The organism is Flavobacterium sp. N2550 (assembly GCF_025947265.1).
Lineage (GTDB): Bacteria > Bacteroidota > Bacteroidia > Flavobacteriales > Flavobacteriaceae > Flavobacterium > Flavobacterium endophyticum.
The window spans coordinates 304207-316970 of the sequence record NZ_CP110007.1 but is presented as its reverse complement, the minus strand read 5'-3'; the positions used below and the strand labels follow the sequence as shown (position 1 = coordinate 316970).

Genomic DNA, 12764 nt, shown 5'->3' with positions numbered 1-12764 from the left:
TAAAAAAACTAAATTTGTATTGCAATCGATTACACATTTTGTACGTAATTATCTATGAAAAAAACGTTGGTCAGTAAACTAGTTTTAATTTTTGCCCTTTTCTTCGGGCTTGCATCAAATGCCCAGGCAAAAAAATGGACCTTGCAAGAGTGCGTGCAGTATGCGTTAGATAATAATATTTCTATACGACAGGCCGATTTGGACAGCCAAGTTGCAGCTGTTGATAAAAAAGACGCTTTTGGCAATTTCTTGCCGTCGATCAATGCAAGTGCCTCACATTCGTGGAATATCGGTCTGAACCAAAATATCACTACCGGTCTTTTGGAGAATCAGACGGTTCAATTTACTTCTGCAGGCCTAAATGCTAATATCGATATCTACAAAGGATTGCAAAACATGAACAGGCTTAAAAGAGCCCGACTTTCAGTAATTGCAGCACAATATCAGCTGTCAAAGATGAAAGATGATGTTTCTTTGAATGTAGCCAATGCTTTCCTGCAAATCCTTTTTAATAAAGAAAACCTGAAAGTTCAAAAAGAGCAGTTACAGAATAATGAAAAACAGAAACAGCGAACTGAAGCCTTGGTCGATGCCGGTTCTGTACCGAGAGGTGATCTGTTGGATATGAATGCCACTGTAGCAAGCAGCCAACAGGCAGTAATCGTTGCAGAAAATACATTGCTGATTTCAAAACTGAGCTTAGCGCAATTGCTACAGCTAGAAGACTTCCAGAACTTTGATATCGCAGATAATGATTATGAAGTAAGAGAAAGCGAAGTAATGCTTCAGTCACCTTCTGCCATATTTGAAAAAGCAAAAGAAGAAAGAGCAGAATTGAAAATTGCCAAGACAAACCTAGAGATAGCAAAAAAAGATGTAAGAATAGCGAGAGGAGCATACCAACCTAGCTTACAAGGATTTTATAGTTTTAGCACCAGAGCTTCCTATTCGGATAGAGTAACTGGTTTTGAACTGAATCCTCAAAACCCTACTAGAGTGATAGGAGTTGTCGAAGGGACGAACCAAAATGTAGTAACACCAAATACGTCTCCATTATTAGGAAGTCCAGCACCAGTTTTTGATCAATTCAGTGATAACAAAGGACACTCTTTCGGTGTTCAGTTGAACATTCCTATCCTAAACGGATTGTCAGCCAGAAACAATGTCGAGCGTTCAAAAATAGCCTTGGAGCGTTCAAGAACCGTATATAGCCAACAAGAACTGGATCTCGAACGAAATGTCTATACAGCTTTTACTGATGCCAAAGGAGCTTTGAAATCCTATGAATCGGCTTTGGTAGCATTGGATGCGAGAACAGAAGCCTTTAATTATGCTAAGGAAAAATTTGAAGTAGGATTGATGAATGCCTTTGAGCTCAATCAAGCACAGACATTGTATGTCAACGCGCAATCTGAAGTATTAAGGACAAAATTCGATTATATCTTTAGGGTGAAAGTTTTAGAATTCTATTTCGGCATTCCTATTATCCAAAAACAATAAATTATGAAAAAGAAGACAGTTTATTATATACTAGGAGGTGCAATACTTCTGATAATTATTTTATTGGTACTTTCCAAGACAGGTGCTATTGGAAATAAGGAGAAAGGAAAAGAGGTAGAAATATCAAAAGTAGAGGCCATGACGATTATCGAAACGGTTTCTGCTACCGGTAAGATTCAGCCAGAAATTGAAGTGAAAATTTCATCTGAGGTTTCGGGTGAAATTATAGAACTGCCTGTAAAAGAAGGACAGGTCGTTAAAAAAGGCGATCTGCTAGTTCGCATCAATCCTGATTTGTATACTTCTGGACTGAATCGTTCTGTAGCAAGCCTTTCTGGAACCAAAGCAGGCTTAAGCCAAGCAGATGCTCAATTTAAAGAAGCAAAAGCAAATTATGAAAGAAACAAGACGCTTTTTGAAAAAGGAATAATTTCAAAATCAGATTGGGACAAGGCGATTTCCTCATATGAAGTTGCTCAAGCGACAAAACAATCGGCGTATTATAACGTTCAAAGTGCTTCAGCAACCGTGAACGAAGCAAAAGACAACTTAGGACGAACTACAATTTATGCTCCAGCCGACGGAACGATTTCTTCATTAGGCGTAGAATTAGGCGAAAGAGTACTTGGTACACAACAGATGACGGGTACCGAGCTTTTGCGAGTAGCGAATCTTAACAACATGGAAGTTGAAGTTGATGTGAATGAAAATGATATTGTTAAGATTAATGTTGGTGATTCTGCAAAAGTTGAAGTTGACGCTTACCTTAAAAAAGAATTCAAAGGAATCGTTACCAGCATTTCAAATTCTGCCAGTACAGCATTGACAGCAGATCAGGTGACAAACTTTAAAGTAAAAGTAAGGATATTGAAAGAATCATATGCTGATTTGCTTGAAGGCAAGCCAGAAAGTTATTCGCCTTTTAGGCCAGGTATGACGGCGACAGTCGATATCATGACCAAAAGAAAAGATAACGTGCTGTCTATTCCGATAAGTTCTGTGGTCGTGAAATCGGATACTTCTGCTACTGCGAAACCTGTGGCGATAAGTACGAAAGAAGACGAAAATAACAATCAAAAAGCGCCAAAATCTGATAAGAAATTTGAATGTGTGTTTGTGAAAGTAGGCGATAAGGCAAAGATAAGAGTCATAAAAACTGGAATCCAAGACGATACCAATATTGAAGTTTCTTCAGGTTTGAAAAAAGGCGATGTCGTAATAATTGGTCCTTACGCTACAGTCACAAAAGATTTAAATTCAGGCGATATGGTACATGTCAAATCTGAAGGCGAAGTTAAAAAAGACAGCAAGACAAAAAAATAATGTCCTATATTCTCAATATTGAAACGGCTACGAAAAACTGCTCGATAAGCATTGCCAAGCAAGGAGAAACACTTCTTTGCAAGGAAATGGCTGAACAAGGTTATTCACATGCCGAAAAACTCCATGTTTTTATAGCAGAAGCATTGCAGGAACTACAAATAGATTTCTCCGATTTAAGCGCGATTGCGGTAAGCCAAGGCCCCGGTTCTTATACAGGGCTTAGGATTGGCGTTTCGGCTGCAAAAGGTTTGTGTTATGCCTTGGATATTCCATTGATAGCGATTGATACTCTAGAAGTGTTGGCTGCTCAGCTTTCAATTTCTGAAGGACTGATTGTTCCGATGATTGATGCCAGAAGGATGGAAGTCTATAATGCTGTTTTTGACAAGAGTTATCAAAAAATACGAGATACCAAAGCAGAAATCATCACCGAAGAATCTTTTTCAGACCTAGAAGGCACTATCCATTTAATCGGTGACGGCGCTTTAAAGTGTGCCGATATATTGAAAGATGCGAGATTTGTTTACTATCCAGAAAATACGTATCCTTCTGCCAAAGAAATGAGTCTTCTTTCTTTTGAAAAGCATAAAAAAAGCGACACCGTAGATGTCGCTTACTTTGAGCCTTTTTATTTGAAAGATTTTATGATCAAATGATTATAAAATAGTGTTTAAAAACGAACCTAAGCTTTTTAAATCTTCCTCTTTATCCAAAGAAATTTTATTTGATTTTATGTACTCTGTAACTTCTTTTTCTTTTCCAGGGAAGAGTTTGTACAGTTCTTTCTTATTTGATGGAATAAAAACGATAGGTTGTTCTTTTACTTTGATATAATATTCTGTCGCTGCTTTTTTATACATAGCAGGTTTAGCTGTCTGATAACCGCTAGAAGCCGCTACCGCTTCTTTTAAGAAAACTTTAGTTCTTGAATAAATCTTTACCTGTCCGTTTTCGCTAATCAGATTCAGATAGCCTGTTTTGTTTCCTTCTTTTTGAGTTGTATAGTCCTCATACACATAAGTATTTTTCTTGCTAGTAGTAACTATAGGCACACCTTTATTAGGAATAAGGTTTTTGGTTGCGTCATCAGAGTCTTTAAACTCTATCTGGTCAGTAAAGGCATTATATCTTAATAATATAATCTGACTATTGTTTTGGTAACTTCCAGGAAGAAATGTCTCATCTATATATTGGCTTCCTTGTGGTTTTGTATCGTATGTTACTATATTTGACTCAACACGCCTATTGTTTGACTCATAATTTACAGTCTGTGCGAAGCCAATCTGGCTTGCAAATGAAAGTGATAGGAATAAGATGCTTTTAAAATTCATTTTTTAAGGTTTTAAGGTTAAATATTTTATGTGCTTGCTTTTACAAATGGACTCTTCTCCATTTTTTCTAATTCTGCCAGGCTCTGTTCCAAAATATCAGAGCTCATGTTTCCAAAATTTTCGTTCTTGGACCATGGTCTAGCCACTAAATTTATGCCAGTATCTGTCAAATCGCTGACAATTACTGCTGGAGCGGGGTTTTTTAACACTTGAGGGTGTTTTTTCATGATTTCCATCAGCATATCTTTTACCTGCTTTATGTCGGTCTCATAATTTATCTTGAAAACAAGATCGGCTCTCCTGCTGTTGTTTTGCGAAAAATTCTTGATTTTATTGTTCGAAAGTATGCCATTCGGAATATAAACAACCTGATTAGACGCAGTCAGTAATTTTGTTGTAAAAATTTGAATTTCTAAAACCTTTGCTGTTTCGGCTTGAGCTTCAATCGTATCACCGACTTTAAAAGGTTTGAAAAGGATAATCAAAACACCGCCTGCAAAATTAGAAAGAGATCCTTGCAATGACAGACCAACGGCCAAACCGGCAGCCCCAAGAATGGCTACAAACGAAGAGGTCTCAACTCCCAGTTTGGAGATAAAAATTACAAATAACAGTACTCTCAAGACCCAAATCAAGATATTGGCCAAGAACGTAGTCAGCGTAGGTTCTAGATTTCGGCTAATCATGATCTTGGTGGCAAGACGGTTCAAAAGTCTGATTCCCCATAATCCCAGAAAGAGTATTAAAAAGGCACCGATTAATCGAGGTGAATAATCGACTAAAACCGCGATAAAACGATCTGTATACGTTTCTATTTTTTGAGTGTCAATCAACATGCTGGATGGTAAAAAGTGTTTTCGTATTTAAGTATCAAATCTACTGATTAAAAAAATAAATTTTTCTTAAATTATAATAATTTTAATGTGATGGATGTCGTGTTTGTTTTAAAACTTTAAGTTTTGCAAAGTTAATTCTAGATTTTCAGAAGGCAAATCACAAGTCTTATTTTGGCATACATAATATAAATTTTTTCCTTCTTCAAATCGAGATTTTAAGAATGGTAGTTCGGAAGGCTTGTCATTTCCAGAAAAGACAATGTTGGGAAGGTAGTCTTTTTGCAAGATTAAAATATTTGCTAATGCTTGCTCTCCACAAACGGCAAGCTCTCTATTTTCATCCGAGAAATTCAGAAAAGCATGCAGCCAGTTTGAAAAAGCTGAGGGATAATCGATATTAGGAAGAATATGACCCAGCATTTTCTGGGATATAGATGCATAATAAGGATTGTCAAAATAAATAGCAAGTTTATAAAGGTTATTTGCCATGACGGAGTTTGAAGCAGGAATTACATTGTCTTCTAATTCGTAATGTTTTGTAATTAACGCGGCATCAATATCGGAAGTAAAGGAAAAGAAATCAGTTGTAGTATCATAGAAATGATCGAAGCAATAATCGGCAAGCTGTTTTGAGTGATGAAGCCATTTCTCGTCAAGCGTAGCTTCATATAAGGAAATAAATGCGTCAATCACAAAACAATAATCTTCAAGATAAGCGTTTATCGTATTTTTGCCGTCCTTATGGCTGTGCAACAGGTTTCCTTCAGGAGCCCAGAGATTTTCAGTTATAAAAGAAGCATTTTGCAACGCTTTATTTAAATAGTCTTTGTTTCCTAAAGCTTTATAGGCATCGACGAATCCTTTTAACATCAATGCATTCCACGAAGTAAGACATTTGTCGTCCAATCTTGGTTTCTTTCTTTTTTCTCTTTCGGCATAGAGCAGGTTTTCCCATTTATGTTTCTTTCTATGAAGCTCAGAACTATCTTTTTTATATTGTGAAGCAATTTCTTCTAAAGATTCTGTCTGGATCAAGACATAGTTTTCTTCTTCCCAAAATCCGAATTCATTAATATTGAAGATGATGCTGAATAGTTCGAAATCCTCTTTCAATATGGCTTTCAGTTCTTCTTTTGTCCAAACATAGAAAGCACCTTCTTCTAAATGGTTATCTACGGTCAAGCTGTCTGCATCTAGGGCAGAATAAAATCCTCCATCACGATTGGCGAGTTCTTTTGATACAAAGAACAGTGTTTTTTCAATCACTTCCTTATATAATGGATTTTTCGTGAGTTTATAGGCATCTGAATAGAGCGACACCAATTGCCCATTGTCATATAGCATTTTTTCAAAATGAGGGACATGCCATTTCATATCGACAGAATATCGCGAGAAGCCCCCGTCAATAGTGTCGAATAAACCTCCGTAAGCCATTTTTGTGAGCGTCAGGTTGACGAATTCCAATAGTTGGTTGTCTTTTTTCTGGTAGGCATAGCGCAGTAGAAAAGAGTAATTGCTCGGCATCATGAATTTCGGAGCCCGGCTATAGCCTCCGAATTCCCAATCAAAACTTTTTTTCCATTTTTCAATAAGATTGGCAAGAGTGCTCGAATCAAATTGTTCGGCATCTTCTGGTTTATGTACTAGGCTTATGGAGTTGATTCCATGATGCAATTTTTCGGCGTAGTCAATCATTTTTTCAGGATTAGACCGATAGAGTTGCTGTAATTGTTGCAAAGTGTCCATCCATTCGCTTTTTCTGAAATAGGTTCCTCCCCAGACAGGCCTGCCATCTGGAAGACACACGACATTCATGGGCCATCCGCCTCGACCTGTCATAATTTGAACGGCTTTCATGTAAACAGCATCTATGTCTGGCCTTTCTTCTCGGTCAACTTTTATACTGACAAAGTTTTGGTTCATGACAGCGGCAGCTTCAGAATCCTCGAAAGTCTCATGTTCCATTACATGGCACCAGTGGCAAGCAGAATAGCCCACACTGACTATTATTAATTTGTCATTTTCTTTGGCAAAATCCAAAGATTTTTGGCTCCAAGCTTTCCAGTGTACTGGATTGTTGGCGTGTTGAAGAAGATACGGACTGGTTTCGTTATGTAAATCGTTCATTTGGAAAGACTGCTTTCTTTTATAAAAAAAAGCGCTCCGATATTCGAAACGCTTGATTCAGGTGATTTATGTTTCTTTATTCTAGTTCAAAAGTAAGTTTTAAATTTACTCTAAATTCCTTAACCGTTCCATTTTCTACAGTAGCGCTTTGATCTTGGACATACACCGATTTGATATTTTTTAAGGTTTTGGATGCCTTAGAAACAGCTTTTTTTGTAGCGTCTTCCCAGCTTGTCTCAGAGCTAGAAAGAACCTCGATTACTTTTAGTACAGACATAATTTGCTAGTTTTAAATTGTTTATCTTATAAAAATAGCAAATAAATGTGTCTTTTGCTAGCTATTTATTGCTTCCACTTTTATTTCTTCGTCGTTCAGCATGTCTTTCAGCATGTTTTCGATGCCGCTTTTAAGGGTAAATGTTGAAGAAGGGCACCCACTGCACGCTCCTTGCAATACAACTTTTACTCGTTTTTCTTTTTCGTCATACGAATCAAAAAGGATATTGCCGCCGTCTGCTGCTACAGCTGGTTTTACATATTCTTCCAGAATGTTTATGATTTGCTGTGAAGTTGTATCTAGGTTGTCGAAATTCTCAATTTTCTGTTTTTCTATTTTCGGATTCATCGCAGCTACGTCTTCGTCGATAACTGTTCCTCCGTTTTCAATGAACTCTTTGATAAAAGTTCTTAGTTCGTAGGTGATGTCCTGCCATTCTTTTACTGCATATTTCGTAACTGAGATATAATTCTCATCAATAAAAACTTCTTTTACGTAAGGGAATTTGAAAAGCTCTAAGGCTAAAGGAGATGATGCTGCTTCGTCGATGTTTTTAAATTCCATCGCCGTTTTTGTCATCATCTTGCTGCCGACAAATTTCTGAACCGATGGGTTTGGCGTGCTTTCAGCATAAACTGTCAATGGTTGTTTTTGGACTTTTTTCTCCGTAATAGTTAGAATTTTTCCGCCTTTATTGACAAAACTTTCAATCTGCTCCGCAACAGCATCTTTTACATCATCCCATTCTACGATATTATATCTTTGGATGGCGATGAAATTTCCGGAGATATAAACGGATTTTACAAACGGAAGATAGAACAATTGTTGGGCAAGAGGAGAATCTTTGGCTTCGTCTATATTTTTGAACTCAAAATTTTCATTTTGTGTAATAAAATCAGGCAATTCGAACTTTAATATTGTCGGATTTTGAGTTTCTTTTATTATAATATTTATCATTAGATTTTATTTTTAGCAAATTTAACAAAGAAATTTTCCGTGAAATATTATATTTGGTTTTTTATAGAATAAATTAACAGTTCTTTCGTTTTTGTTTAACAGTCCAAGTGAATAGTGGCGGGATAATTATTTAAGAGCTTTTTATTTTTTTTCTTAAAGTTTATATAAAAAGAGTGTGTAATATTAACGAATTAGTATACCAACCTAACACAAAAATTTATATATTTGACCGCTACGAAAAATTACTAGATCAAATCGGCCTGCCTGTTTAATAGGTAATCTAAGGGTAGCAGGTTTTTGATAGGTTGTTTTAAGAGCATTTTCATTAAAAAGATAGACCCCATGAATTTTAAAAAGAGGTATTTAGCATTATTATTGTTATTGTCACAAATATCGTTTTCACAAGAAGGAATTGCCGTTTATTCAGATTATTTATCCGATAATTATTATTTGATCCACCCTTCAATGGCTGGTGCTGCAAATTGTGCTAAATTACGTTTAACTGCTCGTCAGCAATGGTTTGGGCAGGATGATGCTCCAGCTCTACAGACATTGAGCTTTAACGGCAGAGTGGGGGAACAATCGGGTGTCGGTATTATACTTTTTAATGATAAGAATGGTTACCACTCGCAAGTAGGAGCAAAACTTACGTATGCCCACCATATCCAATTTTCAAGAGGAGATTACGATTTGAACCAATTGTCATTCGGTATGAGTGCAGGATTGGTACAAAGTAAATTAGATGAATCTGAGTTTGAAGGATTTGATCCAATTGTTGTAGGTGGAATTTACCAAAAAGATTCTTATTTCAACGTAGATTTTGGTGCTTCATACAACTATTTGGATTTTTATGCTCACTTTACGGTAAAAAATGCTGTTTCAAACATCAGAAGAGAAATCTATACTGATTATGAGTCTGATAACTTAAGAAAATATTTGTTTAGTGCTGGTTATGTTTTCGGAGATCCAGACAGATTACAGTGGGAGCCTTCTTTCTTATTCCAACTTGTTGATGAGACTAAAGAAAAATCTATCGACGTAAACTTAAAGGTCTACAAAGATTTAGATTTCGGAAAGCTTTGGGGAGGTTTGTCTTATAGAAGAAGCTTCGACGGAGCCCAATATCTTGACGGAAACAGTGTTTCTGACCAAAAACTTCAATACATTACCCCAATCGTGGGCTTGAATTATAAAAACTTTATGGTTGCCTATACATACTCCCATTTGACAGGAGATGTAAAGTTTGATGATGGAGGTTTCCACCAAATCACTTTAGGTCTGAACTTATTCTGCAAGAGAGAAAAATGGGATTGTAATTGTCCTGCTGTTAATTAATTATTTTAAAGTTGATATTAATTCTGTCCCGATAATTGTAATAATGTTATCGGGATTCTTTTTTATATTCCTATGCTAATAAAAACTGTGAATGGCAAGAGTCCTTTAATTCCGGGCGATTGCTATGTGGCTGAAAACGCAACTATTATCGGCGATGTAACATTTGGTTCTTCCTGCAGTGTTTGGTTTAATGCTGTAATCCGAGGCGACGTGCATTATATCAAGATTGGAGACAAAGTAAATATCCAGGATGGAGCGGTTATTCATTGTACTTACCAAAAACACCCAACGGTAATTGGAAATAACGTTTCAATAGGGCATAATGCCATTGTGCACGGTTGTACTGTGCAGGACAATGTTTTGATAGGCATGGGCGCTATCGTAATGGATAATTGCGTAATTGAAAGCAATTCGATTATAGCAGCTGGAGCGGTAGTCACGCAGAATACTATTGTTGAATCGGGAGCAATCTATGCCGGTGTTCCGGCTAAGAAGGTAAAGGATATAAACAAATCGGATTTTGCTGGCGAAATAGAGCGTATCTCGAATAATTATGTGATGTATTCAAGTTGGCTAAAAGAAGAAAAGTAAGTGTCTTAGACTTGCTTAAAAATCCTTTTGAAGTACGGTATATTTATTTTCCAAGATTGTTTCTAATACCTTTGGATTTGAATTGGTATAGAATATAGTACTAGGTTTTTTTTGCTCTGCATTAAGCCCAATTTTTTCCTCCAGTACTTTTTGCGTCTGCTTTGCTACAGCTTCACCAGAATCGATGATTTTGATGTGAGACGGCAAAATTTCTTTTATTTTTGGAATCAGATAAGGGTAATGGCTGCATCCTAATACCAGGTAATCTATGTTGGCTTCAATCATAGGCGTTAGGTATGTTTTTAAAAGCGATGTCATTTCTTTCGAATGCATTTCTCCATCTTCGATGAGCTTTACGAGATTATAGCCCACCTGCTCGATAATATTTGTGTCTTGGAATTGTTCTGCTGCCTTATTGAAAAGTTCGCTGTTAAGCGTTCCTTTTGTAGCCAGGATTCCTATAGTCTGGGTTTTTGAGTTATTTGCTGCCGGTTTTATGGCAGGCTCGATTCCAATGAACGGAACGTCATATTTAGCTCTCAATTCCTTTATGGCATTTGTGGTTGCTGTATTGCAAGCTACTACGATTATTTTTGCATTCTGGTCTAAAAGATATTCAGTATTTTTTATGCTGAGTGCAATAATTTCATCCTTAGATTTTTGTCCATAGGGTGCATTTTTGCTGTCAGCCAAATAAATAGTATTCTCGCTAGGCATCAATTGATGGATTTCTTTCCAGATGGAAGTTCCGCCTATTCCAGAGTCAAATAGTCCGATTGGGTTTGAGTTTATCATAGAAACAAAAGTAAAAAAAAACTGCTCAATTAGTTTGAGCAGTTTTTAAAAATATTTTGGATTGATTAGAAACCAAGTTCTTTTTTTACGTCAGCAGTGATGTTTGGACCATCTGCAAGTAGAACCATGTTTGAATCTAAAACATATTGGTATCCTTTAGCTTTACCTACTTTTTGAATAGCGGCTTTGATTTTGTCTTGGATAGGCTTGAACAAATCTTGTTCTTTTTGCTGTAATTCTTTTTGAGCATTTTCGCCGTAATCTCTGATTCTTTTTTGCATGTCTTGGATTTCAACGGCTCTGTCTTGGTTTATTTTTTCAGAAACAGTTGTAGATTCAGAATCGTATTTTTTTAGTTTGGCTTGATATTCATCAACCATTGTTTTGTAATCAGCATTGTAAGTCTGGTTCAATTTTTCAAGTTGCTTTTGCCCTTCCAACATAGCAGGCATCTTAGCCATAATTTCACTAACGTCAACATGTGCAGTCTTTGCTTGAGCATTCATAGTCTGGCTTGCACCAATGAAAAGAGCTGCGGCGATTAGTAAAGTTTTCAATTGTTTCATCATTTTAAAGTATTAAATATTAATTTAGTTTTAGTTCCCGTTATTGTTTTCTCCAGAAGTTTTTTTCTCTTCTTTTTCTTTTTTAGCGGCTTCTCGTTCTTCTAAAATTTTCTTTCTTTTTTCTTCCAAGGCTTTTTTACGCTCGTCTAATTTTTTTTGTCTTTCTTCAGCGGCGTCTTTTTTAGCTTGCTCTGCCTGAGCTTTTTTATCTGCTATTGCTTGTGCTGCAGCGGTATTTTTTTCTTCTACGGCGTTTCCGTCTTTAGGTTCTTCTTTTACAGTTTCTGTAGTCGCTTTTTCGGGTTCAGAACTTGTCTTTTTAACGTCTTCTGTTTTTGTTTTAGCAGCATTTTTTTTCGCTTCCCTTTCTTCCATAAGTTTAGCTCGTTTTTCTTCAAATGCTCTTTTCTTTTCTTCAGCTGCAAGTTTTCTATCCTCGATTATTTTCTCTCTCGCCGCTTTTTTGTCTTCAAGTAATTTTTGTCTTTCTGCCAAATCCGGGTTTGAATCAATCATGTCTTGCTTGCGCTCTTTTTCGGCTTCTTCCTTCAACTGCTTATTGCTAAGCTGCTCTCTTTTTTCTGCTCTTGTAAGCTGTCTTACAACTAGGTCGCTGATGTTATGTCTTTCGGCTCCAAATAGCATCGTAAGATCTGATGATTTGTCAAAAATAAAATCATATTTTTTACTTTCAGCTATATCTTGCACGATAGTGAAGACTTGGTCTTGAATCGGTTTTACTAATACCGCTTTTTGCGTGATTAGATCACCTGTAGATCCAAATCTTTTTTGCTGAAAATCTAATAATTCAGTTTCAAGGAAAGAGATTTCTTCCTCTCTTTCTTCAATAAGTTCTTTGGTCAATAAGACTCTTTCTGTTTTCAGATTTTCTTTCAGCTTATTGATTTCATTTCTTTTTACTTCTGCTTCTTGTTTCCACTTTTGAGCTTTTAGCTCTAGCTGGTTTTTGGCTTCAGCATAGTCAGGAACTTTTTCCAAAATGTATTCCATGTCTATGTATCCAATACGAATACCGCGAGTCTGTGCCCCAACTGTAGCTGGAAGAGCGGCTAATAGAAATAGTATAAAAAAATGTTTTCTCATATTCTTGATGTTATATTAGAAA

Annotated in this window: 13 protein-coding genes; 5 read left to right on the top strand and 8 right to left on the bottom strand. The window is 36.4% G+C overall.

Features of this window, described 5'->3' with window-relative positions:
• Positions 1-54: 54 nt before the first annotated feature.
• Genes OLM56_RS01395 through tsaB form a run of 3 tightly spaced genes read left to right on the top strand, consistent with a single transcriptional unit; the run spans position 55 to position 3479 of the window.
• Positions 55-1500, top strand: a complete 1446-nt coding sequence (locus OLM56_RS01395) for a TolC family protein (RefSeq protein ID WP_264528071.1) — start codon at positions 55-57, stop codon at positions 1498-1500.
• A 3-nt stretch (positions 1501-1503) separates the two neighbouring features.
• A complete protein-coding gene (locus tag OLM56_RS01390; RefSeq protein ID WP_264528070.1) occupies positions 1504-2823 on the top strand; it encodes an efflux RND transporter periplasmic adaptor subunit in 1320 nt (439 codons plus the stop codon).
• Complete coding sequence (gene tsaB, locus OLM56_RS01385) at positions 2823-3479, top strand: tRNA (adenosine(37)-N6)-threonylcarbamoyltransferase complex dimerization subunit type 1 TsaB (protein ID WP_264528069.1); 657 nt, start codon at positions 2823-2825, stop codon at positions 3477-3479. The genes OLM56_RS01390 and tsaB overlap by 1 nt, the downstream gene beginning before the upstream one ends.
• On the opposite strand, the gene OLM56_RS01380 is transcribed toward tsaB, so the two are convergent.
• The 5 genes from OLM56_RS01380 to OLM56_RS01360 all read right to left on the bottom strand — a co-directional run bounded on the left by OLM56_RS01380 (position 3480) and on the right by OLM56_RS01360 (position 8351).
• Positions 3480-4154 (bottom strand): hypothetical protein, encoded by a 675-nt coding sequence (locus OLM56_RS01380; protein ID WP_121375278.1) that lies wholly within the window; start codon positions 4152-4154, stop codon positions 3480-3482.
• 26 nt (positions 4155-4180) lie between these two features.
• The gene (locus tag OLM56_RS01375) at positions 4181-4990 is read right to left on the bottom strand and encodes a mechanosensitive ion channel family protein (protein ID WP_264528068.1); all 810 of its coding nucleotides are present in this window, start codon (positions 4988-4990) and stop codon (positions 4181-4183) included.
• Between the two features lie 108 nt (positions 4991-5098).
• Complete coding sequence (locus OLM56_RS01370; protein ID WP_264528067.1) at positions 5099-7117, bottom strand: thioredoxin domain-containing protein; 2019 nt, start codon at positions 7115-7117, stop codon at positions 5099-5101.
• A gap of 76 nt (positions 7118-7193) precedes the next feature.
• A complete protein-coding gene (locus tag OLM56_RS01365; RefSeq protein ID WP_182492819.1) occupies positions 7194-7394 on the bottom strand; it encodes a dodecin family protein in 201 nt (66 codons plus the stop codon).
• Between the two features lie 57 nt (positions 7395-7451).
• Positions 7452-8351, bottom strand: coding sequence for a NifU family protein (locus OLM56_RS01360; protein ID WP_264528066.1), 900 nt, complete (start codon positions 8349-8351; stop codon positions 7452-7454).
• Positions 8352-8693: 342 nt separating this feature from the next.
• On the opposite strand from OLM56_RS01360, the gene OLM56_RS01355 reads away from it, so the two are divergent.
• Together OLM56_RS01355 and OLM56_RS01350 are read left to right on the top strand one after the other, a co-directional pair.
• Positions 8694-9686 carry a type IX secretion system membrane protein PorP/SprF gene (locus OLM56_RS01355; RefSeq protein ID WP_121375273.1) on the top strand — a complete coding sequence of 331 codons (993 nt, stop codon included), beginning with the start codon at positions 8694-8696 and terminating at the stop codon, positions 9684-9686.
• Between the two features lie 72 nt (positions 9687-9758).
• Positions 9759-10277, top strand: coding sequence for a gamma carbonic anhydrase family protein (locus tag OLM56_RS01350; protein WP_264528065.1), 519 nt, complete (start codon positions 9759-9761; stop codon positions 10275-10277).
• Between the two features lie 15 nt (positions 10278-10292).
• On the opposite strand, the gene murI is transcribed toward OLM56_RS01350, so the two are convergent.
• The 3 genes from murI to OLM56_RS01335 form a co-directional block, all read right to left on the bottom strand.
• Positions 10293-11072 (bottom strand): glutamate racemase, encoded by a 780-nt coding sequence (gene murI, locus OLM56_RS01345; RefSeq protein WP_264528064.1) that lies wholly within the window; start codon positions 11070-11072, stop codon positions 10293-10295.
• 65 nt (positions 11073-11137) lie between these two features.
• Entirely contained in the window at positions 11138-11638 is a 501-nt protein-coding gene (locus OLM56_RS01340; protein ID WP_170148775.1) for an OmpH family outer membrane protein, read from the bottom strand.
• A 30-nt stretch (positions 11639-11668) separates the two neighbouring features.
• Positions 11669-12742, bottom strand: a complete 1074-nt coding sequence (locus OLM56_RS01335; protein WP_264528063.1) for an OmpH family outer membrane protein — start codon at positions 12740-12742, stop codon at positions 11669-11671.
• Positions 12743-12764: the final 22 nt, after the last annotated feature.